Annotated in this window: 22 protein-coding genes and 1 pseudogene; 14 read left to right on the top strand and 9 right to left on the bottom strand. The window is 60.4% G+C overall.

Going from position 1 to position 24900, the window contains the following annotated elements:
• The first annotated feature begins 57 nt into the window (after window positions 1-57).
• On the top strand, window positions 58-2199 hold the full coding sequence (katE, locus tag AD670_RS00235) for a catalase HPII (protein ID WP_053127317.1): 2142 nt from the start codon (window positions 58-60) through the stop codon (window positions 2197-2199).
• A 49-nt stretch (window positions 2200-2248) separates the two neighbouring features.
• On the opposite strand, the gene AD670_RS00230 is transcribed toward katE, so the two are convergent.
• From AD670_RS00230 to AD670_RS00215, 4 genes are read right to left on the bottom strand one after another with little or no spacing between them, the layout of a single operon-like run.
• The gene (locus AD670_RS00230; protein WP_053127315.1) at window positions 2249-2968 is read right to left on the bottom strand and encodes a PA5502 family lipoprotein; all 720 of its coding nucleotides are present in this window, start codon (window positions 2966-2968) and stop codon (window positions 2249-2251) included.
• Window positions 2969-3005: 37 nt separating this feature from the next.
• On the bottom strand, window positions 3006-3794 hold the full coding sequence (gene znuB / locus AD670_RS00225; RefSeq protein WP_053127313.1) for a zinc ABC transporter permease subunit ZnuB: 789 nt from the start codon (window positions 3792-3794) through the stop codon (window positions 3006-3008).
• Window positions 3787-4572 (bottom strand): zinc ABC transporter ATP-binding protein ZnuC, encoded by a 786-nt coding sequence (gene znuC / locus AD670_RS00220; RefSeq protein WP_053127311.1) that lies wholly within the window; start codon window positions 4570-4572, stop codon window positions 3787-3789. The genes znuB and znuC overlap by 8 nt, the downstream gene beginning before the upstream one ends.
• Window positions 4572-5054 carry a Fur family transcriptional regulator gene (locus AD670_RS00215; RefSeq protein WP_053127309.1) on the bottom strand — a complete coding sequence of 161 codons (483 nt, stop codon included), beginning with the start codon at window positions 5052-5054 and terminating at the stop codon, window positions 4572-4574. The genes znuC and AD670_RS00215 overlap by 1 nt, the downstream gene beginning before the upstream one ends.
• 58 nt (window positions 5055-5112) lie before the next feature.
• On the opposite strand from AD670_RS00215, the gene AD670_RS00210 reads away from it, so the two are divergent.
• Complete coding sequence (locus AD670_RS00210) at window positions 5113-6042, top strand: zinc ABC transporter substrate-binding protein ZnuA (protein WP_053127307.1); 930 nt, start codon at window positions 5113-5115, stop codon at window positions 6040-6042.
• A 125-nt stretch (window positions 6043-6167) separates the two neighbouring features.
• Here the strand turns inward: AD670_RS00210 and AD670_RS00205 are convergent, their stop codons facing one another.
• Window positions 6168-7121: a homoserine kinase gene (locus AD670_RS00205; protein ID WP_053127305.1), complete on the bottom strand. Its 954-nt coding sequence runs from the start codon at window positions 7119-7121 to the stop codon at window positions 6168-6170.
• 57 nt (window positions 7122-7178) lie between these two features.
• Window positions 7179-7469, bottom strand: coding sequence for a DUF2782 domain-containing protein (locus AD670_RS00200; RefSeq protein ID WP_053127301.1), 291 nt, complete (start codon window positions 7467-7469; stop codon window positions 7179-7181).
• A 74-nt stretch (window positions 7470-7543) separates the two neighbouring features.
• On the opposite strand from AD670_RS00200, the gene polA reads away from it, so the two are divergent.
• Window positions 7544-10327 (top strand): DNA polymerase I, encoded by a 2784-nt coding sequence (gene polA / locus AD670_RS00195; protein ID WP_053127299.1) that lies wholly within the window; start codon window positions 7544-7546, stop codon window positions 10325-10327.
• Between the two features lie 269 nt (window positions 10328-10596).
• On the opposite strand, the gene yihA is transcribed toward polA, so the two are convergent.
• Window positions 10597-11238 (bottom strand): ribosome biogenesis GTP-binding protein YihA/YsxC, encoded by a 642-nt coding sequence (gene yihA / locus AD670_RS00190; RefSeq protein ID WP_053127297.1) that lies wholly within the window; start codon window positions 11236-11238, stop codon window positions 10597-10599.
• Window positions 11239-11430: 192 nt separating this feature from the next.
• On the opposite strand from yihA, the pseudogene AD670_RS31330 reads away from it, so the two are divergent.
• From AD670_RS31330 to AD670_RS00165, 6 genes and pseudogenes are all read left to right on the top strand, one after another.
• Window positions 11431-11652, top strand: a pseudogene (locus tag AD670_RS31330) (cytochrome).
• 34 nt (window positions 11653-11686) lie between these two features.
• Window positions 11687-12313: a cytochrome c gene (locus tag AD670_RS00185; protein ID WP_053127295.1), complete on the top strand. Its 627-nt coding sequence runs from the start codon at window positions 11687-11689 to the stop codon at window positions 12311-12313.
• A gap of 170 nt (window positions 12314-12483) precedes the next feature.
• The gene (gene dsbA / locus AD670_RS00180) at window positions 12484-13119 is read left to right on the top strand and encodes a thiol:disulfide interchange protein DsbA (protein WP_053127293.1); all 636 of its coding nucleotides are present in this window, start codon (window positions 12484-12486) and stop codon (window positions 13117-13119) included.
• A gap of 7 nt (window positions 13120-13126) precedes the next feature.
• The gene (locus tag AD670_RS00175; RefSeq protein WP_172681427.1) at window positions 13127-14008 is read left to right on the top strand and encodes an endonuclease/exonuclease/phosphatase family protein; all 882 of its coding nucleotides are present in this window, start codon (window positions 13127-13129) and stop codon (window positions 14006-14008) included.
• The gene (locus tag AD670_RS00170) at window positions 14005-16071 is read left to right on the top strand and encodes a diguanylate cyclase (protein ID WP_053127289.1); all 2067 of its coding nucleotides are present in this window, start codon (window positions 14005-14007) and stop codon (window positions 16069-16071) included. Before AD670_RS00175 ends, AD670_RS00170 begins: the two co-directional genes overlap by 4 nt.
• A gap of 88 nt (window positions 16072-16159) precedes the next feature.
• Window positions 16160-16936 carry an N-acetylmuramoyl-L-alanine amidase gene (locus AD670_RS00165; RefSeq protein WP_053127287.1) on the top strand — a complete coding sequence of 259 codons (777 nt, stop codon included), beginning with the start codon at window positions 16160-16162 and terminating at the stop codon, window positions 16934-16936.
• An 8-nt stretch (window positions 16937-16944) separates the two neighbouring features.
• On the opposite strand, the gene AD670_RS00160 is transcribed toward AD670_RS00165, so the two are convergent.
• Both AD670_RS00160 and algB read right to left on the bottom strand, forming a co-directional pair.
• Window positions 16945-18732 carry a KinB sensor domain-containing domain gene (locus AD670_RS00160; RefSeq protein WP_053127285.1) on the bottom strand — a complete coding sequence of 596 codons (1788 nt, stop codon included), beginning with the start codon at window positions 18730-18732 and terminating at the stop codon, window positions 16945-16947.
• Between the two features lie 10 nt (window positions 18733-18742).
• Window positions 18743-20089 (bottom strand): sigma-54-dependent response regulator transcription factor AlgB, encoded by a 1347-nt coding sequence (gene algB / locus AD670_RS00155; protein WP_053127283.1) that lies wholly within the window; start codon window positions 20087-20089, stop codon window positions 18743-18745.
• A 377-nt stretch (window positions 20090-20466) separates the two neighbouring features.
• Between algB and AD670_RS00150 the strand changes: the two genes are divergently transcribed.
• From AD670_RS00150 to AD670_RS00135, 5 genes are all read left to right on the top strand, one after another.
• A complete protein-coding gene (locus tag AD670_RS00150; protein WP_053127281.1) occupies window positions 20467-20751 on the top strand; it encodes a hypothetical protein in 285 nt (94 codons plus the stop codon).
• A gap of 82 nt (window positions 20752-20833) precedes the next feature.
• Window positions 20834-20998 carry a DUF1328 domain-containing protein gene (locus AD670_RS30400; RefSeq protein ID WP_003170804.1) on the top strand — a complete coding sequence of 55 codons (165 nt, stop codon included), beginning with the start codon at window positions 20834-20836 and terminating at the stop codon, window positions 20996-20998.
• A 2-nt stretch (window positions 20999-21000) separates the two neighbouring features.
• Window positions 21001-21468 carry an inhibitor of vertebrate lysozyme family protein gene (locus AD670_RS00145; protein ID WP_053127279.1) on the top strand — a complete coding sequence of 156 codons (468 nt, stop codon included), beginning with the start codon at window positions 21001-21003 and terminating at the stop codon, window positions 21466-21468.
• A gap of 743 nt (window positions 21469-22211) precedes the next feature.
• Window positions 22212-23543 carry a glutamate/aspartate:proton symporter GltP gene (gene gltP, locus AD670_RS00140; protein ID WP_053127277.1) on the top strand — a complete coding sequence of 444 codons (1332 nt, stop codon included), beginning with the start codon at window positions 22212-22214 and terminating at the stop codon, window positions 23541-23543.
• A 95-nt stretch (window positions 23544-23638) separates the two neighbouring features.
• Window positions 23639-24868 (top strand): nucleoside recognition domain-containing protein, encoded by a 1230-nt coding sequence (locus AD670_RS00135; protein WP_053127275.1) that lies wholly within the window; start codon window positions 23639-23641, stop codon window positions 24866-24868.
• Window positions 24869-24900: the final 32 nt, after the last annotated feature.

Raw genomic sequence — 24900 nt, 5'->3', positions numbered from 1 at the left:
TTTTGCTCAAACGAGCCGGGGACCGCTCTGGCCACTTTGAATAAGGAGTTTTGACTGATGAGTACCAAGAAGCCAGCCACCCCGTCGAAGAGTGAGCTCGCGGGCACCAATACCCTGGACCGTGGCAACACCAACGCCAAGCTGCAGGCCCTGGAGGAATTCCGTTCCGATGCGACCGGCCAGGCCCTGCGTACCAACCAAGGCGTGAAGATTTCCGATAACCAGAACACCTTGAAAGTCGGTGCCCGCGGCCCCTCGCTGCTGGAAGATTTCATCATGCGTGAAAAAATCACGCACTTTGACCATGAGCGCATCCCCGAGCGCATCGTGCATGCACGGGGCACCGGCGCCCATGGCTATTTCCAGACCTATGAAAACCATTCTGCGCTGAGCAAGGCGGGGTTCCTGCGCGATCCCGGCCACAAAACCCCGGTGTTCGTGCGTTTCTCCACGGTGCAGGGCCCACGTGGTTCCGGCGATACGGTGCGTGACGTGCGCGGTTTCGCGGTGAAGTTCTTCACCGATGAAGGCAACTTCGATCTGGTCGGCAACAACATGCCGGTGTTCTTCATTCAGGATGCGATCAAGTTTCCCGACTTCGTGCATGCGGTAAAACCCGAGCCGCACAACGAAATTCCTACAGGCGGCTCGGCCCACGATACGTTCTGGGATTTTGTTTCGTTGCAGCCGGAATCGGCGCACATGGTCATCTGGGCGATGTCTGACCGTGCCATCCCCAAAAGCCTGCGGGCCATGCAGGGTTTTGGCATTCACACCTTCCGCTTGATCAATACCGAAGGTAAGTCGAGCTTTGTTAAGTTCCATTGGCACCCGAAGGTCGGCACTTGCTCGCTGGTGTGGGACGAAGCGCAAAAGCTTGCCGGTAAAGATACCGATTACCACCGTCGTGACCTGTGGGAAGCGATTGAAAGCGGTGACTACCCGGAGTGGGAGCTGGGTGTGCAGATCGTTGCGGAAGAAGACGAGCATAAGTTCGACTTTGACCTGCTCGACCCGACCAAGATCATCCCCGAAGAGCTGGTGCCGATCACGCCGCTGGGCAAGATGGTGCTGAACCGCAACCCGGATAACTTCTTTGCCGAAGTCGAGCAGGTCGCGTTTTGCCCTGGCCATATCGTGCCGGGCATTGATTTCACCAACGACCCTTTGCTGCAAGGCCGTCTGTTTTCCTACACGGATACACAGATCAGCCGTCTCGGTGGTCCGAACTTTCATGAGCTGCCGATCAACCGACCTGTGGTGCCTTTCCACAACGGTCAGCGTGACGCCCAGCACCGCACCGTGATCGACAAGGGCCGTGCCGCGTACGAGCCGAATTCGATTGATGGCGGTTGGCCGAAAGAAACCCCACCGGCTGCCCAGGACGGTGGTTTCGAGACCTATTACGAGCGCGTCGACGCCAATAAGGTGCGTGAGCGCAGTGAGTCGTTTGGCGACCACTTCTCGCAAGCCGCGCTGTTTTTCCACAGCATGAGCCACCACGAGAAAGAGCACATCATCGCGGCCTACAGCTTCGAGTTGGGCAAGGTGGAGCGCGAGTTTATCCGTGTGCGTCAGGTCAACGAGATTCTGGCCAATATCGATCTGGAGCTGGCCAAGCGTGTCGCGCAGAACCTTGGTTTGCCTGCGCCGACCAAAGGCACGGTGCCGCCGCGTAAGACGTCGCTGAAAGAGTCGCCGGCGTTGAGCCAGGTGAACCTGCTATCGGGTGATATCAAAACGCGCAAAGTCGCGATTCTGGCGGCTAACGGTGTGGATGGCGCGGCGATCGATGCGCTGAAAAAAGCCCTGGAGGCAGAAGGTGCTCATGCGAAGTTGCTGGGGCCGACCTCGGCGCCGGTGAAGACGGCAGATGGCAAGAGCCTGCCGGTGGATGCGTCGATGGAAGGCATGCCGTCGATTGCGTTTGATGCGGTGTTTATCCCTGGCGGGAAAGAGTCGGTGAAAGCACTGAGCGGCGATGGTGTGGCGTTGCATTACGTTCTGGAGGCCTACAAACACCTGAAGGCGATTGCAGTTGCCAGTGACGTGAAGCCACTGCTGGATCTGCTGAAGCTAGAGGCGGATGCGGGGTTGATCGTTGGCTCGGATGCGAAAGCGTTCAAGGCGTTTTTTGCCGCGATTGCACAGCATCGGGTTTGGGATCGTGAGCCGAAGGCTAAGGCGATTCCGGCCTGATTTTTTGGTTGTTTGTTAGATCGCCATCGGGGGGCAAGCCCCCGATGCTTTATTCCGCCTTGCGCGGAATCAGCACAACCTGCGCCGGAATATGTTTCAGAATCTGCCGGTGAATCTTCAGGTCATATCCCGAATCAATGCGCTTCACCCGTTTGGCCAGCAACGTGGCCAGCCACGGGTAGTCCTGGGTGCGTGGCGCCTGGATCGTCACATCACACTGGTAATTCACCACGTCGGTGGCGATCGCATCCAGTTGATGGCGCAGTTCGTCGATATCAGTGAGGTTCAGCGCCACGGTCGTGCTCGGCGCCGCCGGGTCGATGACCTTGGCGGCAGGCTTGGCTTCGGCGGCCTTGAGGGCCTCTTCGGCCTTATCCAACTCGACCTTGCGGGCGTGGGTGATGGCGCTGTTCACGCCACCGGTCAGCGCTGGCGCCTTGGGCATCAGCGCGCGGGCACGGCTCAGCGCGGTAGCGGCAGCGTTTACGTCACCTTTTTGCAGCACGATCTGGCTGCGCTGCAGGTAAGCCTCGGCCAGTTGACGTTGGTAGGGTTCCAGTGCCGGGTCGTTGGGCGACTGGGCCTGCAGCTTGGCAAGTTGGTCTTCGGCGGTGGCCAACTCACTGCTGGCCAGGTTTTGCTCCAGCTGCGCGATGGCCGCAGCGCGGGCGTCCGGGGCCTCGGGGGCGGCGGGCGGTGTGCTTTGACAGGCGCCCAGCAGCAGGGAAAACGCGGCAAGGAGCAGATAACGGGAGGTGAACGGCTTCATTCCTGCGACTCTCTATTTGCGCAAAAAGCGAGCAAGTCTACACCCCTCGACGGGGCAGGACAAAACTCAGCAGAAACAGGGCGGCGGCCGTGACCACAATGGACGGCCCTGCCGGCGTGTCTTTGAACCAGGACAGCGCCAGGCCCCCGCACACTGCAAGCATGCCCAACAGGCTGGCGCCGATCGCCATCTGCTCCGGTGAGCGGGCGTGGCGCTGGGCGGCGGCAGCGGGAATGATCAGCAGCGACGTGATTAACAATACGCCGACAATCTTCATCGCGACAGCGATCACCACCGCGATCAATAACATCAGCGCCATGCGCAGGGCAGGCACCGGCAGGCCTTCTACGGTTGCCAGCTCTTCGTGCACGGTGATTGCCAGCAACGGGCGCCACAGGGCCACCAGCAGCGCCAGTACTGCAGCGCTGCCGCCGAGGATCCAGGCCAGGTCGGTGGGGCTGATCGCCAGCAGATCGCCGAACAGGTAGGCCATCAGGTCGATACGCACTTCATGCATAAAGCTCAGCACCACCAGGCCCAGGGACAGGGTGCTTGGCGCCAGGATGCCGAGCAGCGTGTCGGAGGCCAGGGGTTGGCGCTGTTGCAGGGTCACCAGCAGCACCGCCAGCAGCAGGCAACCCACGGTCACCGCGATGGTCGGGCTGACATCCAGCAGGAAGCCCAGGGCCACCCCCAGCAGCGCAGCGTGGGACAACGTATCACCAAAGTACGCCATGCGCCGCCAGACCACGAACGAGCCCAGCGGGCCCGCCACCAGTGCCAAAGCCAAGCCTGCCAGCAGGGCGTAGAGCAGAAAATCAGCCATGCTTGCAGCCATCTCCATGAACGTGGGTGTGGGGCGTAGCGGGATCGTCAACCACGGCACCATGCAGGTCATGGGCATGGTCGTGATGGTGGTGATAGATCGCCAGGCTCTGGGCGTTCTTGCCGAACAATTCGACGAACGCCGGGTCGCCGCTGACCTGTTCCGGATGACCGGAGCAACACACGTGGCGATTGAGGCATACCACCTGGTCGGTGGTGCTCATCACCAGGTGCAGGTCGTGGGACACCATCAACACGCCGCAGCCATGGCGGTCGCGCAGACGGGTGATCAGGCTGTACAGCTCGGCCTGACCGGCGACGTCGACGCCCTGCACAGGCTCATCGAGCACCAGCAACTCGGGCTCGCGCAACAGGGCGCGGGCCAGCAGCACGCGCTGCATTTCGCCCCCGGAGATGCTTTGCACCGGGCTGTCGATGACCTGTTCGGCCCCGACTTCCTTGAGGGCGGCCTGTGCGCGGGCGCGGTCAACGCCCGGTACCAGGCGCAGGAAGCGCAGCACCGACAGCGGCAGCGTCGGATCAACGTGCAGCTTCTGCGGCATATAGCCCACGCGCAGCCTGGGCTTGCGCCACACGCTGCCGGTGTCTGGCTTGAGCAGGCCGAGTACGGCGCGCACGAGGGTGGTCTTGCCGGCGCCATTAGGGCCGATCAGGGTGACGATCTGCCCCGGTTCGACGCTCAGCGCGATGTTATCCAGCACGTTTTGCCCGGCAAACGTGACGCCGACCTGCTCCAGGCGGATTAACGCGTTGCTCATCAAGCCCCCTGGCAGCCCGAGCACAGGCCGAGCACTTCGACCGTTTGCCCTTCGACCCGGAAGCCCACGTCGGCGGAGCTCTTGATGATGGCGTCGCTGATGCTTTTTTGTTCAAGTTCGATGGCGGCGTGGCACTCGCGGCAGATCAGGAACTGGCCCTGATGCGCGTGTTCCGGGTGGTTGCAGCCGACAAAGGCGTTGAGTGAGGCAATGCGGTGTACCAGGCCGTTTTCCAGCAGGAAATCCAGCGCGCGGTACACGGTCGGCGGCGCGGCGCGGCGGCCGTCCTGCTCGCTGAGCACGCCCAGAATGTCGTAGGCGCCCAGCGGCTTGTGGCTCTGCCAGACGAGTTCCAGCACCCGCCGGCGCAAAGCAGTCAGGCGCAAGCCCTTCTGCGCACACAGGGTATCGGCCTCCGACAGCGCGGTATGCACGCAGTGAGAGTGGTCGTGGGGACGGCTGGCGAGCGGTGTTTTAGGCATGAGCGGCGACAGATATTTGATAGAGACGTTATTATGTTACCCGTTCCTACGTCATTGAGTGGTCATCGTGTCCCGACTTTTTCCCGTTTTTGTCGTATTTGTCACCAGTTTGCTCATCGCTGGCGCCGCTCAGGCCGAGGTCAAGGTGCTGACCAGCATCAAACCGTTGCAGTTGATTGCCGCTGCCGTGCAGGACGGTGTGGCGGTTCCAGAGGTGTTGCTGCCGCCGGGCGCGTCGCCGCATAACTATGCGTTACGCCCATCCGACGTACGGCGCGTGCAGTCGGTCGACCTGCTCTATTGGATCGGGCCGGACATGGAGAGCTTCCTGCCTCGCGTATTGAAAGGTCGTACAGCGACGACCGTCGCGGTCCAGGACCTGCCAGGCATGAAGCTTCGTCGTTTCGCCGAAGATAACCATTCACACGCCGACGATGCCGACGAACATGACCATGATCACCGCCCGGGCAGCCTGGATGCGCACTTGTGGCTGTCGACGATCAACGCTCGGGTGATCGCGGCGCGCATGGCGTCTGATCTCAGCGTTGCCGACCCGAGCAATGCCGCGCGTTATCAAAGCAACGTGAAGGCTTTTGACGAGCGCCTGGATGCATTGGATGCGCGCCTGAAAAAGCGTATGGCAGGGATTGCCGACAAACCTTACTTCGTCTTCCACGAAGCGTTTGATTACTTCGAAGACGCTTACGGGCTCAAGCACACCGGTGTGTTCAGCGTTGCCGCCGAAGTGCAGCCTGGCGCCCAGCATGTGGCGGCGATGCGTACGCGTTTGCAGGAAGTGGGCAAGACCTGTGTGTTCAGTGAGCCGCCGTTGCGTCCGCGTTTGGCCGAAACCCTGGTGGCGGGTTTGCCGGTGAAGCTGGCGGAATTGGATGCGCTGGGCGGCTACACCCCGGCCACGGCCCAGGGTTACGAACAGGTGCTGGAGAAATTGGGGAATGACTTGGCAGGGTGCCTGGAGTCGTTGTAAGCCGCAGCGCAGATCAAATATGGGAGGGGGCTTGCTCCCGATGACGGCGTTTCAGTCGATGATAAGTTGACTGGTCCGCCGCAATCGGGAGCAAGCCCCCTCCCACATTTTGACCGTGTTGGTGCTTAAAGCGCGAATGGCAGGTGGACGCTGACCTGCTGACGCTGCGCCAACCGATGCTCGAACTCGGCGGGATCGTGAATCAACACATCCTGCCCGGCAAACGACTCAGCGGCGATCAGGCGCGACAGCCAGAACCGCACACACGCTACCCGCAACATGGTTGGCCATAACTCGGCTTCCTTGGCGGTGAAGGGCCGCAGGCCGGCGTAGGCACCCAACAGCGCCCGGGCGCGCGGGCCATCAATTACGCCATCAGCGTCCGAACACCAGTCATTCAGGGCGATTGCCACGTCGTACAGCATCGGGCCCGAGCAGGCGTTGTAGAAGTCGATCAGGCCGGTCAGGTGTGTGCCTTCGAACATCGCATTGTCGCGGAACAGGTCGGCGTGAACGTTGGCGCGCGGCAGGGCGAGGATCTCGGCCTTGTGGGCCGCGATTTCAGTCAGTGCGGCTTGCAGCAGGCTTTGCTGTGCGTCGTTCAAGTGTGAAATCAGCTGGGCACCTTCGCTGAGCATCCAGTCCAGGCCGCGATCGGTCTTGCGCTCCAGCACTTTCGCGCCTTGTGTCGCCAAATGCAGGTGACCGAGCAGGTCACCGACCTGGGCGCAATGCTGTGCGTTGGCGTCCTTGATGTGCTTGCCGGCCAGGCGCGGTTGCAGCAGCGCCGGTTTGCCTTTCAGTTCGCGCAATGCGACGCCGTCCGTGGTGCGCAGGGCGTAGGGTACCGGCAGGTCGGCATCGTGGAGCACATCGAGCAGTTCGATGAAGAACGGCATTTCTGCGACAGGGCCGCGCTCAACCAGGGTCAGGACGAATTCGCCCTGTTCCAGGCTGATAAAGAAATTGGTGTTTTCGCTACCCGCGGCAATCCCCTGGAAATCAAGCAGGCGGCCGAGCCCGTAGGGGGCAAGAAAGGTTTCCAGCTCGGGCCGAGCCAGGGGGGTGAACACAGACATGGTTAAAACTGCCAGTACGGGCGCCGCAGTGGGGCGGCGCCAATTGAAGTTAAGAAATCATTTCCATTCGAAGATCTTCCATGACGGGATCAGCATATCCGGCTGGTCAGAGCGGATGAAGTTCGCGTCGGTTCCGTCCGCGCGTACCAGGAAATACGGAGGTGCGCCTTTTACGGTCACCTTGATTGCATACAGGAAGCCGTTTTGACGGTACTCCTGAATCGTCCTGTCGCCTTCCGTGCGAATGGTCACTTCCGGGTCGCCCGAAGGCGCGCTGTCTACCGCCATGGCAGCCATCGGAGCGAGTGCAATCAGGCCAGTCAACAGCAGGCGATTGAATGTACGCATGATAACCTTGTCCCTTTGTTTTCATTGGTCCGGCTATTCTAGCGCCTGACCCGCCGAAAAGGTTGATCCTGCTCATGAGCCAAGCGCCCCTCGTCCTGGTGGACGGTTCGTCTTACCTGTACCGCGCGTTCCACGCGCTGCCACCGCTGACTACCTCCAAAGGCCTGCCGACCGGTGCGGTCAAGGGCGTGTTGAACATGCTCAAAAGCCTGCGCAAACAGTATCCGGACAGCCCGTTTGCAGTCGTGTTCGACGCCAAGGGTGGGACCTTTCGCGATGACATGTACGCCGAATACAAGGCCAACCGTCCAAGCATGCCCGATGACATGCGCGTGCAAATCGAACCGCTGCACCAGAGCGTGATCGCTTTAGGCTTCCCATTGCTGTGTGTCGAAGGCGTCGAGGCCGATGACGTGATCGGCACCCTGGCCCGCAGCAGTGCAGCCGCTGACCGTCCGGTGGTGATCTCCACGGGCGATAAGGACATGGCGCAGTTGGTCGACGGGCACATTACCTTGGTCAACACCATGACCGGTAGCTCGATGGACATCGAGGGCGTAAAGGAGAAATTTGGCGTCGCTCCGGAGCAGATTATCGATTATCTGGCGTTGATGGGCGATTCGTCCGACAACATCCCGGGCGTTCCGGGCATCGGTCCCAAGACGGCTTCTGGCCTGCTGGTAGGTGTGAATGGCGGTCTGAAAGAGCTTTATGAGCAACTCGATATCGTGCCGACCTTGCCGATCCGCGGCGCCAAGACGTTACCGGCCAAGCTCGAAGAGCATAAGGAGATGGCATTCCTCTCGTATCAGTTGGCGACGATCAAGATCGATGTGCCGCTGGACGTTGGTCTGGACGATTTACACCTGATTGAACCGGACCGCGAGAAGCTTCTGGAGCTTTACACCCTGCTGGAGTTCAAGAGCTGGATTGATGAGATTCAGCGCGATGCCAAACGGGTGGAGCTCAAGGCCGCGCCTGTTGCCGAGGACATTGCTGAGGCTGCGCCTGCGGCACCCGCAGAGACGACCTACACCACCATCCTCGACCAGGCCACATTCGACACTTGGTTGAAGAAGCTGAACGCCGCGAAACTGTTCGCTTTCGACACTGAAACGACCGGGATCGACGCTCAACAGGCGCAACTGGTGGGGGTTTCCTTCGCCGTGCAGCCCCATGAAGCCGCCTACATCCCGCTGACCCATTCCTACATCGGTGCGCCGCAGCAGTTGGATCGCGATACCGTGTTGCTGGCCCTGAAGCCATTGCTGGAAGACCCGAGCAAGCTCAAGGTCGGCCAGCATGCCAAGTTCGACATGAATATCCTGGCCAACTGCGCCATCGGCGGCGACCCGGCGCATGGCATCAGCGTGCGCGGCATCGCTTTCGACACCATGCTTGAATCCTACGTGTTGAACTCCACTGCGACCCGCCATGATATGGACAGCCTGGCCAAGAAGTACCTGGATTACGACACCGTCAGCTTCCAGGACATCGCCGGCAAAGGCGCCAAGCAGCTGACCTTCGACCAGATCCCGCTCGAGCAGGCTGGCCCTTATGCTGCCGAAGATGCGGACGTGACGCTGCGCCTGCATCAGGCATTGCACGCACAGCTCACGGCCATACCGAGCCTGGCGAGTGTGCTGACGGACATCGAAATACCCCTGGTGCCGGTGTTGGCGCGTATCGAACGCCAGGGCGCCCTGGTGGATGCGCAACTGCTCGGTGTCCAGAGCATCGAGCTGGGCAACAAGATGATTGAACTGGAGCGCCAGGCGTTTGAGATCGCCGGCGAAGAATTCAACCTGGGTTCGCCCAAGCAGCTCGGGGCGATTCTCTACGAGAAACTCGGCCTGCCGGTGCTGAAAAAGACGGGCAAGGGCCAGGCGTCGACGGCTGAGGAAGTGCTGGCCAAGCTGGCCGAGGATGACTATCCACTGCCCAAGGTTCTGATGCAGTACCGCAGCATGAGCAAGCTGAAAAGTACTTACACCGACCGCTTGCCGGAGCAGATCAACCCGCGTACCGGGCGTGTTCATACGTCTTATCATCAGGCGGTGGCGGCGACCGGGCGACTGTCTTCCAGTGATCCGAACCTGCAGAACATCCCGGTGCGCACCGCCGAAGGGCGGCGCATCCGCCAGGCATTCGTGGCGCCGAAGGGCTACAAGCTGCTGGCGGCGGACTATTCGCAGATCGAACTGCGGATCATGGCGCACTTGTCCAAAGACGAGGGGCTGATGAATGCGTTCCGCAACGACCTGGACGTGCATACCGCCACGGCGGCCGAGGTATTCAAGGTTGAATTGGCTGAGGTCACGTCCAATCAGCGTCGCAGTGCCAAGGCGATCAACTTTGGTCTGATCTACGGCATGGGGGCGCAGAAGCTCGGCAAGGACATCGGTGTCGATACCAAGACCGCGAAGGCTTACATCGATGTGTACTTCGCGCGCTACCCAGGGGTTCGCGAGTATATGGAGCGCACCCGTGCCCAGGCTGCCGATCAAGGCTACGTGGAGACGTTCTTCGGGCGTCGGCTGTATTTGCCGGATATCAACTCCAACAAACCTCAGGAGCGCGCGGCCGCAGAACGCACGGCGATCAACGCGCCGATGCAGGGCACGGCGGCCGATATCATCAAGAAAGCCATGGTGCTGGTGGATAACTGGCTGACCGAGTCGGGCCTGGATGCCAAGGTGATCCTGCAGGTGCACGATGAACTGGTGCTCGAAGTGCGTGAGGATCTGGTGGCAGAAGTCAGCGAGAGGATTCGCGAACACATGAGTGCGGCCGCGCAGTTGGATGTGCCATTGGTGGTGGATGTAGGCGTGGGTGACAATTGGGACGAAGCGCACTGATTTCGCGGTGCCGCCACCACCGGGCGTGGTGGCGGAGTGCTTTAGATCGGAAATCCGCTTCAGTTATTTCCAATAGTTTTTCGAACCTGCCGGAACTTAACCCGTGAACTGCTACTCAGAGTTACTGAATGGGTGGTGAAGCCCTTCAATGCTCCTATGTTGTGTTAAGTGTTGGCAGATATCCGGACCCCGCCCTAGCGGTCCGGTACTTGAACCCCGAACTTCCCCTCCCCATACGAAGTCCGGGGTTTTTTTTGCCCGCAGAAAAGTTACTCGGCGAGTTCCGCGCCTTTGTCAGCCAATTCCATCCAGCCGGCCAGCACGGTGTAAGCGTCTTCCAGGCCCAGGCGCTTGGGCGCCGAGAACAGCTGGATGGTGATCGTGTCACCCCAACCCTTACGGATTTCTGACTGCACTTTGAGGAGGGTGTTCTTGGCGGCGCCGTAGGTGAGCTTGTCGGCCTTGGTCAGCAGGATATGCATTGGCATGCCGCTGGCGACCGCCCAGTCGAGCATCAGCAGGTCGAAGTCGGTCATTGGATGACGGATGTCCATCATCAGGATCAACCCCTTCAAACTCTCCCGGCCGCCCAGGTAAGCCTCCAGGTGACGCTGCCAGTGCAGCTTCAGCGGGATAGGTACTTTTGCATAACCGTAGCCCGGCAGGTCGACCAGACGCCGATCATCGTCTAGCTTGAAGAAGTTGAGTAACTGCGTGCGGCCCGGGGTTTTCGAGGTGCGCGCCAGGCTGGCGTGGGTCAGGGTGTTCAGTGCGCTGGACTTACCGGCGTTGGAACGGCCGGCAAAGGCGACTTCAAAGCCTTCGTCATCGGGGCATTGGTCAACTTTGGCGGCGCTGAGCATGAAGGTGGACTGTTGGCACAGGCCGAGGATGGGATTCTTGAGTTGCATGAGATTTCCGATGTGGGCGGTGCCGAGAAAGGGTGCGGCAAGCGGTGTCGTTTCCGTTTCAGTAGCGCCAGTATATAATGCCGCAGATTTTGTGTGTGCTTTGTCCCAGCGAAGGATGAAGTTCACGGGAGCGAAAGACCTTTATTGCGCATTAGAACGCAAAACGCTCTCAAACCCTGAAAAGGTCGATGTATGACCCGATGGTTGTTCGATTCTGGTGCCCTGGTTCCGCTTTACGGCGCTCAGGCTACACAGGAACCGGAAGCGGTGTACAACCGAGTTTATGTGGTCACGCGGGTGTAGCCTGTGACCCAGGGTTTCAAGGCAATGCCGCCGCGTGGTTTGTGCATGGACTGCAGTACTGAGGATTACCAGGCCATCATTGAGTTGATGGTGAGTAAACCCGGTAGATAACTCTTAAACCCCTTAGCCGTAGTTGGATTAGCTGATGAACAAACTGATCGTGAGTCTGCTGTTGACCTTGGGCATCACTGGCGCTGCCGTCGCTGCAGAGGGCCCCATTAAAGGTGATGCCACTGCCGGTCAAGCGAAAGCCGCCGTGTGTGGTGCGTGCCACGGACCGGATGGCAACAGCCCGGCGCCGAACTTCCCCAAACTCGCGGGCCAGGGCGAACGTTACCTGACCAAGCAAATGCACGACATCAAGGATGGCAAGCGCACGGTGCTGGAAATGACCGGCTTGCTGACCAACCTCAGTGATCAGGACCTGGCGGATATCGCGGCGTATTTTGCCAGCCAGAAAGGCAGTGTGGGAGCTGCTGATCCGAAATTGGTGGCCCGCGGAGAAAAACTGTTCCGTGGCGGCGACCTGGAAAAAGGCCTTCCTGCCTGCACCGGCTGCCATTCGCCAAATGGCGCGGGCATCGCCGCTGCCGGTTTCCCGCATCTGAGTGGCCAGCACGCGACGTACATTGCCAAACAATTGACCGATTTCCGTAAGGAAGAGGCCGGGCGAGCTAACGATGGCGACGCGGCGATCATGCGCACAATCGCCCGCAAGCTGAGTGACGAGGAGATCACAGCGCTCTCCAGCTACATCCAGGGCCTGCACTAACTGCCCCGGCTACGTTAACGCTCGATTAATCCATCGATGCAAGCATAAAAAGGGTGGCCCTGGCCGCCCTTTTTTGTGGCCGCTGCCGTTACACTAACGAACTCATGCCCGCGTAGACCTGTCACACCTAAAGGTCGCGTGAGGCGACCTTATTTGTCCAGGAGTAAAGCATGCGTAATCTGATCCTCAGCGCCGCTCTCGTCACTGCCAGCCTCTTCGGCATGACCGCACAAGCTGCCGATGTGCCGCTTGAAGCCGGTAAAACCTACGTGGAATTGGCCAACCCAGTACCGGTATCGGTGCCGGGCAAGATCGAAGTGGTGGAGCTGTTCTGGTACGGCTGCCCGCATTGCTACGCCTTTGAACCGACCATCAACCCATGGGTCGAGAAGCTGCCTAAAGACGTGAACTTCAAGCGCATCCCGGCCATGTTCGGCGGCCCATGGGATGCCCACGGCCAACTGTTCCTGACCCTGGAAGCCATGGGTGTGGAGCACAAGGTTCACAACGCGGTATTCAACGCGATCCAGAAAGAAGGCAAGCGCCTGACCAAGCCGGAAGAAATGGCTGACTTCGTTGCCACCCAAGGTGTCGACAAGGACAAGTTCCTGGCTACCTTCAACTCCTTCGCGATCCAAGGCCAGATCAAACAGGCCAAGGAACTGGCGCAGAAGTACGGCGTGCAAGGCGTACCGACCATGATCGTCAACGGCAAATACCGTTTCGACCTGGGCACCACCGGTGGTCCTGAAGCGACCCTCAATGTTGCTGACCAGTTGATCGCCAAAGAACGCGCAGCCAAATAAGGGGCTCTTGATGCGCCGCTGGGGTACCGAACGTGTGGTTGGCCTGCATGAACCGCAGGTCAACGAGCATCACCTGGAGTCCACGGGCCTGCCGGCTGACAGCCGCCTGCGCCTGCTCAGCTTCAATATCCAAGTGGGCATCAGTACCGAGAAGTACCGGCACTACCTCACCCGTGGCTGGCAGCACTTGCTGCCCCACAACGGCCGGGCCGGTAACCTGCAGAAGATCGGCGACCTGTTGAATGATTTCGACCTGGTCGCCCTGCAGGAAGCCGACGGCGGCAGCATACGTTCCGGCTATATCAATCAGGTAGAACACCTGGCCCACCTCGGGGCGTTTCCCTACTGGTACCAACAGCTCAATCGCAACCTCGGGCGCCTGGCGCAGCACAGTAATGGTGTGCTCAGCCGCTTGAAGCCAACGGCCATCGAAGACCACCCGTTGCCCGGCCCCAAGGGGCGCGGGGCGATTCTCGTGCGTTTTGGCGAAGGGCCTGAAGCCTTGGTGGTGGTGATGATGCACCTGGCGCTCGGGGGGCGTACGCGCAACCTGCAGCTGGCCTACGTGCGCGAGATGATTGGCAACTACAAGCATCAGGTGTTGATGGGTGACATGAACACCCATGCCAACGATCTGCTGCAGAATTCCCCGTTGCGTGACCTCGGGTTACTGGCGCCGCAAGTCGAAGCCACGTTCCCCAGCTGGCGCCCGCAACGCTGTCTTGACCATATCCTGCTCAGCCCGAGCCTCACACTGGAGCGTGTGCAGGTGCTGGCGCAGCCCATCTCCGATCACCTGCCGGTCGCGGTAGAGATTCGTCTGCCGGGTTCGCTCACGGCTGATGCATTGCCCGCGTTGAGCCCCGGCCCTCGCGGACCCCTTGCATGAGCGACGACGCCCAGCGCTGGAAAGAAAAATACCTCTTAAGCATCGAGCAACAAGAAAAGCTGGAACGCCGCTGGGCTGCCCGGCTCGACTTGCTGCGCCGTGGGCTGGTGCGCAGCACGCTGGCGGCGGAAGGTACCGACCGCGCGGTTGACCAATGCATGAAGGAAATGCGCGACGTCGTGCGTACTGACGACATGGACGCCGCCCTCGCCGCCTTGCTGCCGCGCCTGGAAAAGGCCGTGCTGGATTCGGAGCAGCGCCGCGAAACCCGAATCGACCAGATGAGCACTGCGCTGACGTCCCTGGTCACCCAGTTGCAAAAGCTGCCGCTGCCCCGTGAGGTGGCCCGCCCGCTGAAAACCTTTGCCAAGCAGTTGGATGGCCGCGTCAGCCAGGCGCGTGAGATTCCCCTGTTACTCAGCGAGTTGAGCAGCCTGCAAGGGCAGGCGCTGAATAACCTGGAGCCGGACGGTGAAACCGTGCGCCCTGGGCCGGGTTTATTGCAGCGCCTGTTTGGTGCCAAGGACGTGTCGAGCGAGGCAGCGGCCAGTGAGCCCGTCTCGAGCCCGTCACCGGCGCCGGTTGCCGCCAAGCCCGTCGCCGAGCCCCAGGCGCCCGAACAGTCCGAGGAACTGGCGCAAGCCTTGCGGGCCTTTGCGCCGCAGCCTCAGGAACCGGTTGCCGCGCAGCCTGAACCCGCAGCGCCGGCCAAGGCGGTTGATGCCAGCAGTGAAAAGTTTGTGTACGAGGCGCCTGCTCAAAGCGGCGCCTTGGCTGCGCCTGTCGACGTTTCTCCAGCACCTGTCGTGCCCGGCAAGCCTGAGCCACAGGTGGAAGAAACCAGCACCGAAAGCGCCCTCGCCGCCTTTATCGAACCGCCACAGGCTGTGGTCGAGGCACCGCAGGAGACGGTGATCGGCAGCCTCTCGCTCCCTCCAGTGCTTGAGGCCGAAGAGCCGGACCCCGACGAATTGCAATCGGACGGCCCCTATTCCTTGCCGGATTCACCGGAGCCGTCGTACAGCTCCGTGGCCAAGCATATCGAAGATACCCTGATCGGCCTGCTGGAAGAGCTGGCCCTGCCCGAGCGCCATCGGCCCCAGGCCGAAGCCATGCGCGAGCGCCTGGCCCACGGTTTGAACTGGTACGAATTGCTGCCGATCCTCGATGACCTGGCGGTGCTGATGCTGGCGATCACCGACAGCGGGCAGCACGAGTTCGAGGCCTACCTCAAACAGCTCAACGAGCGCCTCGAAGCCTTTCAGGGCCATTTGCAAGTGGCCAGCGACGGCCATGCCGACAGCCGCTCCGCTGCGAGGGAGTTGGACACGCAGATTCGCGAACAGGTCGACGGCCTGCAAAGCAGTGTCCAGGAAGCCGCGGACCTGGACAGCCTCAAGCAGGTGCTCGAAAGCCATCTGGAAGGTTTACTCGGCACCATGGACGAGCACCAGCAACAGCGTGATCAGCGCGAGCAGGAAGTGGCAGCGCGCTTGAAAGGCCTGGCCGAGCGGGTCGCCAATATGGAGCAGGAAGCGCAGGGCTACCGTGAGCACCTGGAGGTGCAACGCCAGAAGGCCTTGATCGATCCGCTCACCGGCTTGCCCAACCGCGCGGCCTGGAGCGAGCGCCTGGATCATGAGGTCAATGCCTGGCACCAGCGTGGCAATAGCCTGTCGCTCGCGATGCTGGACCTGGATCACTTCAAGCGCATCAACGATGGCTACGGGCATCTGGCGGGTGACAAGGTGCTGAAAATCATCGCCAACGTCCTGCGCAAGCGCCTGCGCACCAGCGACTTTATCGCGCGGTTTGGCGGTGAGGAGTTTGTGTTGCTGATGCCCGACTCATCCCTCTCGGATGCGTTGGCGGTGGGTGAGGTGCTACGTGCTGCGATTGCCGCCTGCCCATTCCACTTCAAGGGCGAGCCGGTGACGATTACCGTGTCCATGGGCGTGGCGCAGTTCCTGCCCGGTGAGCGCAGTGAGCTGGCGCTCAAGCGAGCGGACGAAGCGTTGTATCGGGCCAAGGCCGCTGGGCGTAACCAGGTGCAGGCGGCGTAAAAGATGTTCCATTGTGTAATTTGACCGCCGGGCCACAAACGGTACGTTACACTGTTGCATTATCGTCTTCAGCGTACTGTCTTCCGCCATGAAATCCTTGTACTTCGCCTGTGTATTTCTCCTGCTCGCCGGCTGCGCCACTGGCCCGCGCCTGGACACCAGCCACCCCTCGCTAAACCACGACAACCGCGTGCAGTTCGTGGTCGTCCACTACACCTCTACCAATCTTGAGCGTTCCCTGGCCCTGTTGACCCACGGCCAGGTCAGTGCTCATTACTTGATCGGTGACGACGCCGGCGCCACCGTCTACAAGCTGGTGGATGAAAGCCAGCGGGCCTGGCATGCCGGGGAAAGCGAGTGGATGGGGCGCACCTGGCTCAACTCCAGCTCCATCGGTATCGAAATCGTAAACCCTGGCTACAAGGACACCCCTACAGGCCGCCTGTGGTACCCGTACTCCGAGGCCCAAGTGAAGTCGCTGGTGGTGTTGCTCAAGGACATCAGCAAGCGCAACGGTATCGACCCCAAGAACATCATCGGCCACAGCGATATCGCGCCGCTGCGCAAGCTCGATCCGGGACCGCTGTTCCCCTGGAAGCGTTTGGCCGATGAAGGTCTGAGTGTATGGCCGGATGCCCAGGCCGTCGCCCGCTTCCAGGTGCAGTACTCCGCTGAATTGCCGAGCATTACCTGGTTTCAGGAAGAGCTGGCGCTCCTGGGCTACCCGACACCCCAGACGGGTGAGCTGGATGTCGCCACGCGGCACGTGATCGCTGCGTTCCAGATGCGTTTCCGACCGTCACGGTTCGACGGCATGCCGGATGCCGAAAGTGCTGCCATCTTGCGTGCCCTGAACCGGCGTTAAGCTCGCTCCTACAAGGGCAGCGCCATATAGAACTGGGTGCCCTGCCCCGGCCGCGAATACACCCCCATGCGGCCGCCGTGCAATTGCACGATCTCCTTGCACAGCGCCAGCCCCAGGCCGGCGCCGCCTTTCTTGCGGCCAACCTGGACGAAGGGTTCGAAGATGCGTCCCTGTTGGCCGTAGGCGATACCTTCGCCATTGTCTTCGACGCTGATAATCACCCGTTCGCCATGACGCCGCGCCTGCAGGCGAATCTGCCCACCGTCGGCGGTGTGGCGCAGGGCATTGCCCAGCAGATTGTCGAGTACCCGTTCCAATTGCGCCTGGTCGGCATACAGCCGTGGCAGGTCGGATTGGACTTCTACCAGCAGCTCGATCTGTTGCGCGTTGGCGGGCGCCACAAAGCGCGCACGGGCGTGTTCGAGCAGATCGGTGACGTCGCACGGCCCCAACGTGAGTTTCTGCAGGCCATTCTGGTAGCGCGAGAAGTTGAGCAGGTCGTTGATCAACTGCATCAGGCGCTGCATTTCTTCATTGACCGTATCCAACAGGTCCGCCTCACGGGACTCCGGCGGGAACTTCGCACGTTCACGGAACAGGCCGAACGCCATATGCATGCCCGTCACCGGCGTGCGCAATTCGTGCGAGGCGCGCAAGACGAATTCGCTGCGTACGCGTTCGAAGGCGCGCTGTTCGGTGACGTCGTGCAGCACCATCACCGCTCCAAGGATATGTCCTTGGGTATGGCTGACAGGCGTGAGGCTGTAGGTCAGCAGGCGCAGCTCGCCCTCGACTTCTATTTCCAGATCCTCCGGTGCGCGCTCCAGATTGCCGCCGCGCAACACCAGTTGCAGTTGTTCATCCAGCTCGGGGCGCATCAATGCTTCGCCAAGGCCCTGGCCGAGGCGTTCCTCATCCCAGCCCAATTGGCGTTGCGCAACGGGGTTGAGATGCTCCAGACGGCCTTGGCGGTCAATCATCAGCAGACCGTCGTCGATGCTGTCGAGCACGGCTTGCAGGCGCTGCTGGCCGGCCAGCAACTCGTCAACATTGGTCGCCTGATGCTGGCGCACCGCTTCGGCCATGAGGCCGAAACGACGGGTCAACTGGTTCATTTCCGCCGCTGAAGAGATCGGCAGCGTCACTTCAAAATCGCCCTGGCCAATCTTGTCTGCCGCTTTTGCCAGCGCTTCGATCGGCCCACCAAAACGCCGGGCGATGCCATGGGCCGTGACAAACCCGATGATCAGCACGGCAAGTCCCACCAGCCCGAGCAAACCGGCGATCAGCAGGGCACGCGCGCGGGACCTATGCTCGCTGGCACTGATGTTTTCCAGGGCTTGTTTATGTTCGGCAATCAGCCCGTTGCGCAGCTCGTTGAAGGTTGCGGTGAGTTTTTCCTTGCTGCCCGGTGGCGGTGACGCTTGCTGGGATTGCTCGAACGCATCGAGCAGGTCCTGGTATTGGGCCCGCGCCTGGCTGAAACCGGTGCCTTGACCGTTGCGTTGCTCGTGGGCGATGCCTTGGTCCAGCAGGTCGAAGTAATGCTGTTTGGAGCTCTGCAATGCCTGCGGATCGGGGGGATGTTCCAGCATCATGATCAACTGATCGCCCAGGCTTTGGCGCAGCTTGAGCCCCAGGTCCAGCGTGACGAAGTTGCTGCGAATCAGTGACTCCTGGGTTTTGGCCATTTGCATGACGCTGACCAGCCCCAGGATCAAACCCAACAGGGCGACGGTGATCAGCGCTGAGATACTCAGGAACAATCGAGTTCGCAGCTTCATCGCTAGCTTCATAGGGTGCAGCTCACAGGTTGTACTGTTTGCGTTTGCGGTACAGGGTCGACGCATCGATGCCAAGGGTGCGGGCCGCCTGGTCCAGGGTGTCGCTGGTGGCGAGCACGGCGCCGATATGCGCTTTCTCCAGCTCGTCCAGACTCAGCGCCGCGCCAATCCGTGGGGCGTTATTGGTCGGTTGCTCGGCCATGCCGAGGTGGATGATTTCGACCTTTTCCTGCGGGCAGATAATGCTGGCGCGCTCCACCACGTTGCGCAGCTCGCGGATATTGCCTGGCCAGCGATAGTTGAGCAGGGCTTCGCGCGCTTGATCACTGAAGCCTCGCGCCGGGCGGGCGTATTCCTTGACGAAGCGCGCCAGGAAGCGATCTGCCAGGGTCAGGATGTCTTCACTGCGCTCGCGCAGCGGTGGCAGGTGCAAGGTGATGACATTGAGGCGATACAACAAGTCTTCACGGAAACGACCGTCGCGCACCATGTCTTCCAGGTTCAGGTTGGTGGCGGCAAGGATGCGCACATCGGCGCGGCGGGTGACCGGGTCGCCCACGCGCTCGTATTCCTTGTCCTGGATAAATCGCAGCAACTTGGGTTGCAGCGTGAGGGGAAAGTCGCCGATCTCGTCGAGAAACAGCGTACCGCCGTCCGCCTGGTTGACCCGGCCCAAGGTGCTCTCGCTGGCACCGGTAAAGGCGCCACGGCTATGACCGAACAGCTCGCTTTCCATCAGTTCTGCCGTCAGCGACGGGCAGTTGATGGTCACGCAGGATTTCTTCGAGCGTTTGCTCCAGCCGTGAATGGCCCGGGCCAGCTCGCCCTTACCGGTGCCGGACTCGCCGAGGATCAGGATGTTGGCATCGGTACCCGCCACCTGGCGCGCGGTTTCCAGCACGACCATCATTGACGGGCTGTGGGAGTCGAGACCGTCTTTCTGCTGGCGCACGGCGCCTTCCAGGGCTTCCAGGCGCGCGGAAAGTTGGCGCACTTCCAATTGTTTGGCGGTGGCCAGGCGCAGTTGATCGGGGCTGCAAGGCTTGACCAGATAGTCGGCGGCACCTGCCTGGATCGCGTCCACGGCGGTATCCACTGCCGAGTGGGCGGTGACGATCACCACCCGCATCCACGGCGCCTGGACCCGCATCTGGGCCAGCACATCCAGGCCATTGTCTTCGCCCAGGCGCAGGTCCAGGAAGCACAGGTCGAACACCTGGCGCTGCATCAGGGCATCGGCTTGCGCGGCGCTGTTGGCGGTGGCGACGGTGTAGCCTTCATCTTCCAGGCAATAACGGAAGGTGCGGAGGATCGCGGACTCGTCATCCACTAAAAGAATGCGGCCTTGAAGTTCCTTGGCTGATTCCATCTGTCCCGCGCTCCTTAACTATGAATGATGGTGTTTAGTCCCGGAATAATCGGGCAAGTTGCATGGTTTATTCTGATCGATAAAAGGCAACGTCGTGCAGGTATCTGCGCGGCTTCCTACAAAGCCCCGCCTGATAGCGTTTTCATGCTGTCTTGCCACTTCGGCAACACCCCATCGGCTTTCTATCCCTTCACCCGACCACTGACCATCGTGCATTTCGCACGGCGTACGGGGGGGCATCGTGCAGGATGCTGGGCGATTGGCCTAACGCATATCTTTAACTGATTGATTTTATTGAATTTTATTTTATAAAAAAGCTGGCATGCGCTCTGCAATAGCTATCCCAACGAATAATCAGAATGCGGGAGAAATGCAGCATGACTCGCCAAAGCCTCAGCCAAATGCGTGTATCGCCACTGCGCTTGCAACAAGGTCTTTTTGCCAGCCTGGCCCTGATGGTCACGCTGATTGCAGGCCAGCAGTTGCAGCAATGGCAGCAGAGTCAGCAGCAAGTCTCGCTATTCGACCGTCCGGTAACGACCCAGACCCATTTCAGTTCCATTGGCACCCGTAGCGCCGATGTAACCGCCCCGCAATTGCGTGTGGCCGATCAGGATTCAACCCTGGGCGAGCTACCGACCCAAGAGCGCTGGGTGTTTTAGGCAAGAAAATCGGTCGCTTGAACTCAGGCGCCCGTCCGGCATCACCGCTGTTACCTCATAAAGAAGCATAAGGAGAATCACCATGTTGAGTTGGGCAATCACATTTCTGATCATCGCCATTGTGGCTGCAGTCTTGGGCTTCGGTGGTATCGCGGGCACCGCTACGGGTATCGCCAAGATTCTCTTCGTGGTCTTCCTGGTGATGTTCATTGCTTCGTTCTTCTTTGGTCGTCGCGGCCGAGGCTGAATATGACCACTTTGTCTCTCAAAGCCATTGCTGCCGCCCTGCTTTTGGGCGGCAGTGGCTTGGCGATGGCCGCCAATGACGGCCAATCCCGAGCCAATGAATTGCTCAGCGCGGATCCGCAATACCGCGAGACCTGGCAAGGCGTGGTGAAGAAAGAAGAACGTCTGCCGGAATGGGTGATGAACCTGTCTGGCACGGCCGAGCAAATGAATGCCGTGGAAGAAGATGGCGACAAGTACTTGGTGGGGCCGCTCTGCGAAACTGCGGACACATGCCATAACAAGCGCCTGATCGTCGCCTTCAGCCTCGACAAGGAAGATGCCTACGCCATGTTGGTGGAAGTCCCGGCCGGTTTACCGGCAGATAAGTCCCCGACGCGGCACGCCGATTACCGCTTTATCGGTAAGCCGGACGAAGGCATGCAGAAGCTGCTGATGGAGCAGCTGAAGAAAGATCCGAATTGGTACTAGGTTGCGTCTGACGCATCTGTCGTCTGCGCAATCAGCGTCCATGGAAAGAAGCCCCTTCGCTTCTTTCTGTTTGCATTGCCCGCCAAGGGTGATGCATGACCAGGGGGCCGGGTTGCTCTGATCAATTGAGATCGGCGTGACCTACGGGTACAGGGAGTGCCTGCGCAAGGGCCGGGTCAGGCGAAAAGCTGCGACGCAGGTTCACAAGCCCCTCGGCTTGATGAACTTGCGGCGGGCTTGCGAATCTCATCCCCGCCTCATATTCCATCCCCCGTATGCCAGCCATAGCAACAATTCTCCGTTTTGCGCGCGACCAACCATTACTGAGTGTGTCGGTGCGACCATCTATCGAGAAAGTTTTGCTCGCGCTATAGGACGTTTCCGACGCTAGCCCGCAGAGTTCTCGGGCATTTCTGCCAACCTCACCAAGACGTCCAGCATCTCTGAGCGAGCCGGTATTGGCCGGTTCACGGCATATTCACCTGACAATATGTCGCATTTGAATTGACCGTTCGGACAGTTATTATGAAAAAAAGTCATGCCGATTCGGCATAGGGTAGGCGTTTACGGCATTAGACGTGGTCCCCTTGCATCGGAATAGTTGCGCCTTTTTTCGCCTGCCAGTAAGCCATTTCGGCCACGCTGCGGTGACCTTTCATGGAGGCAGATGCACACACTTTTTCGCTTTCGAGCGTTCCAGCTGGCGCATTTGCCTTAAGTTCACTTGAAGTAAGGGTAATGACATGAAGAAGGCAAAGCTAAGCCTCGCCTGGCAGATCCTCATCGGTTTGGTGCTGGGGATTGCAATCGGTGCAGTGCTCAACCATTTCAGTGCTGAAAAGGCCTGGTGGATCAGCAATGTGTTGCAGCCAGCGGGCGATATCTTTATCCGCCTGATCAAGATGATCGTGATCCCGATTGTGATTTCCTCGCTGATCGTCGGCATTGCCGGTGTCGGTGATGCGAAAAAGCTCGGGCGTATCGGTGTCAAAACCATCCTTTACTTCGAAGTGGTCACCACTATCGCCATCGTGGTCGGCCTGCTGTTGGCCAACCTGTTCCACCCGGGCGCAGGGATCGACATGAGTACCCTGGGTACCGTCGATATTTCCAAGTACCAGGCGACCGCCGCCGAAGTGCAGCATGAGCATGCGTTTATCGAGACGATTCTCAACCTGATCCCATCGAACATCTTCGCCGCTGTCGCCCGTGGTGAAATGCTGCCGATCATCTTCTTCTCCGTGCTGTTCGGCCTGGGCTTGTCGAGCCTCAAGCCTGAACTGCGCGAGCCGTTGGTGACCATGTTCCAGGGCGTGTCCGAGAGCATGTTCAAAGTCACCCACATGATCATGAAGTACGCCCCCATCGGCGTATTCGCGCTGATCGCGGTGACCGTGGCCAACTTCGGCTTCGCTTCGTTGCTGCCACTGGCCAAGCTGGTGATCCTGGTTTACGTCGCCATCCTGTTCTTCGCCTTTGCGGTGCTGGGCCTGATCGCTCGCCTGTTTGGCTTCTCGATCCTCAAGCTGATCCGCATCTTCAAGGACGAGTTGGTGCTGGCCTACTCCACCGCCAGTTCCGAAACCGTGCTACCGCGCGTGATCGAGAAGATGGAGGCCTACGGCGCACCGAAAGCGATCTGCAGCTTCGTGGTTCCTACCGGCTACTCGTTCAACCTCGACGGTTCGACCCTGTACCAGAGCATCGCGGCGATCTTTATCGCCCAGCTGTACGGCATCGACCTGTCGATCGGCCAGCAACTGATGCTGGTATTGACCCTGATGGTCACCTCCAAAGGCATCGCCGGCGTGCCGGGCGTGTCCTTCGTGGTGCTGCTGGCGACCCTGGGCAGCGTGGGCATCCCGCTCGAAGGCCTGGCGTTCATCGCCGGTGTCGACCGCATCATGGACATGGCCCGTACCGCACTGAACGTGATCGGCAACGCCCTGGCCGTGCTGGTCATCTCCCGTTGGGAAGGCATGTACGACGACGCCAAGGGCGAGCGCTACTGGAACTCCCTGCCGCACTGGCGCACCAAGCAGGTGCTGCCGGCCGGTGAAGTCAGCCGCGGCTGATAACCCGCTGAACAAAACAAACCCCGGGAAATCCGGGGTTTGTCGTTTCTGTCAGCCCCGCTATCATTCGCCCCATCTTTCGGGGGATTCAACTGATGCTCAATGGCCTGTGGCTTGGCTTCTTTGTCGTGGCAATGGTGTCCGCACTCGCGCAATGGCTGGTGGGCGGTAACGCCGGGATTTTTGCGGCGATGGTCGAAAGCATTTTCGCCATGGCCAAATTGTCGGTGGAAGTCATGGTGCTGTTGTTCGGCACCCTGACGTTATGGCTGGGCTTTTTGCGTATCGCCGAAAAAGCCGGGATTGTCGAATGGCTGGCCAAGGCCCTGGGCCCGCTGTTCTTGCGCTTGATGCCGGAAGTGCCGGCCGGTCACCCGGCCATTGGCCTGATCACCCTCAACTTTGCTGCCAACGGCTTGGGTCTGGATAACGCCGCGACGCCTATCGGCCTCAAAGCCATGAAGGCGCTGCAAGAGCTCAATCCAATTCCCAACACCGCGACTAACGCGCAGATCCTGTTCCTGGTGCTCAATGCATCCTCCCTGACCCTGTTGCCGGTGACGATCTTCATGTATCGCGCCCAGCAAGGTGCGCCCGATCCGACACTGGTATTCCTGCCGATCCTGCTGGCCACCAGCGCATCCACATTGGTGGGCCTGCTGTCGGTGGCGGTGATGCAGCGCCTGCGGCTGTGGGACCCGGTGGTGCTGGCCTACCTGATTCCGGGCGCGTTGGTACTGGGTGGCTTCATGGCCCTGCTGGCGACGCTCTCGGCCACCGCATTGGCCGGGCTGTCGTCGATCCTCGGCAACCTGACGTTGTTCGGCCTGATCATGCTGTTCCTGCTGATTGGCGCACTGCGCAAGGTGAAGGTGTACGAGGCGTTTGTCGAAGGGGCCAAAGAAGGTTTCGACGTTGCCAAGAACCTGTTGCCCTACCTGGTGGCGATGCTCTGTGCAGTGGGCGTGTTACGGGCCTCCGGCGCGCTGGACCTGGGCCTCGAAGGCATTCGCCATGTGGTGGCCTGGACAGGCATGGACACGCGCTTTGTCGACGCCTTGCCGACTGCGATGGTCAAGCCATTCTCCGGCAGCGCGGCGCGGGCGATGTTGATCGAGACCATGCAGACCCAGGGTGTGGACAGCTTCCCGGCGTTGGTCGCGGCGACGATTCAGGGCAGTACCGAAACCACCTTTTATGTGCTGGCGGTGTACTTCGGTTCGGTGGGCATCCAGCGGGCGCGGCATGCGGTGGGCTGCGCGTTGCTGGCGGAATTGGCCGGTGTGGTGGCGGCGATTGCGGTGTGCTACTGGTTCTTCGGTTAAGGCTTGGATTGCTATCGGGAGCAAGCCCCCTC

Origin of the sequence: Pseudomonas sp. MIACH, assembly GCF_001269925.1 — a bacterium.
Lineage (GTDB): Bacteria > Pseudomonadota > Gammaproteobacteria > Pseudomonadales > Pseudomonadaceae > Aquipseudomonas.
Note: the sequence above shows the minus strand (reverse complement) of the source record. Positions and strands in the feature narration are given on the sequence as shown.

Excerpts from the sequence above, each read along its gene's own strand:
- katE (WP_053127317.1), top strand. The coding sequence starts at position 58 with ATGAGTACCAAGAAGCCAGCCACCCCGTCGAAGAGTGAGCTCGCGGGC.
- AD670_RS00230 (WP_053127315.1), bottom strand. The coding sequence starts at position 2,968 with ATGAAGCCGTTCACCTCCCGTTATCTGCTCCTTGCCGCGTTTTCCCTG.
- znuB (WP_053127313.1), bottom strand. The coding sequence starts at position 3,794 with ATGGCTGATTTTCTGCTCTACGCCCTGCTGGCAGGCTTGGCTTTGGCA.
- znuC (WP_053127311.1), bottom strand. The coding sequence starts at position 4,572 with ATGAGCAACGCGTTAATCCGCCTGGAGCAGGTCGGCGTCACGTTTGCC.
- AD670_RS00215 (WP_053127309.1), bottom strand. The coding sequence starts at position 5,054 with ATGCCTAAAACACCGCTCGCCAGCCGTCCCCACGACCACTCTCACTGC.
- AD670_RS00205 (WP_053127305.1), bottom strand. The coding sequence starts at position 7,121 with ATGTCTGTGTTCACCCCCCTGGCTCGGCCCGAGCTGGAAACCTTTCTT.
- AD670_RS00200 (WP_053127301.1), bottom strand. The coding sequence starts at position 7,469 with ATGCGTACATTCAATCGCCTGCTGTTGACTGGCCTGATTGCACTCGCT.
- polA (WP_053127299.1), top strand. The coding sequence starts at position 7,544 with ATGAGCCAAGCGCCCCTCGTCCTGGTGGACGGTTCGTCTTACCTGTAC.
- yihA (WP_053127297.1), bottom strand. The coding sequence starts at position 11,238 with ATGCAACTCAAGAATCCCATCCTCGGCCTGTGCCAACAGTCCACCTTC.
- AD670_RS00185 (WP_053127295.1), top strand. The coding sequence starts at position 11,687 with ATGAACAAACTGATCGTGAGTCTGCTGTTGACCTTGGGCATCACTGGC.
- dsbA (WP_053127293.1), top strand. The coding sequence starts at position 12,484 with ATGCGTAATCTGATCCTCAGCGCCGCTCTCGTCACTGCCAGCCTCTTC.
- AD670_RS00170 (WP_053127289.1), top strand. The coding sequence starts at position 14,005 with ATGAGCGACGACGCCCAGCGCTGGAAAGAAAAATACCTCTTAAGCATC.
- AD670_RS00165 (WP_053127287.1), top strand. The coding sequence starts at position 16,160 with ATGAAATCCTTGTACTTCGCCTGTGTATTTCTCCTGCTCGCCGGCTGC.
- AD670_RS00160 (WP_053127285.1), bottom strand. The coding sequence starts at position 18,732 with ATGAAGCTAGCGATGAAGCTGCGAACTCGATTGTTCCTGAGTATCTCA.
- algB (WP_053127283.1), bottom strand. The coding sequence starts at position 20,089 with ATGGAATCAGCCAAGGAACTTCAAGGCCGCATTCTTTTAGTGGATGAC.
- AD670_RS00150 (WP_053127281.1), top strand. The coding sequence starts at position 20,467 with ATGACTCGCCAAAGCCTCAGCCAAATGCGTGTATCGCCACTGCGCTTG.
- AD670_RS30400 (WP_003170804.1), top strand. The coding sequence starts at position 20,834 with ATGTTGAGTTGGGCAATCACATTTCTGATCATCGCCATTGTGGCTGCA.
- AD670_RS00145 (WP_053127279.1), top strand. The coding sequence starts at position 21,001 with ATGACCACTTTGTCTCTCAAAGCCATTGCTGCCGCCCTGCTTTTGGGC.
- gltP (WP_053127277.1), top strand. The coding sequence starts at position 22,212 with ATGAAGAAGGCAAAGCTAAGCCTCGCCTGGCAGATCCTCATCGGTTTG.
- AD670_RS00135 (WP_053127275.1), top strand. The coding sequence starts at position 23,639 with ATGCTCAATGGCCTGTGGCTTGGCTTCTTTGTCGTGGCAATGGTGTCC.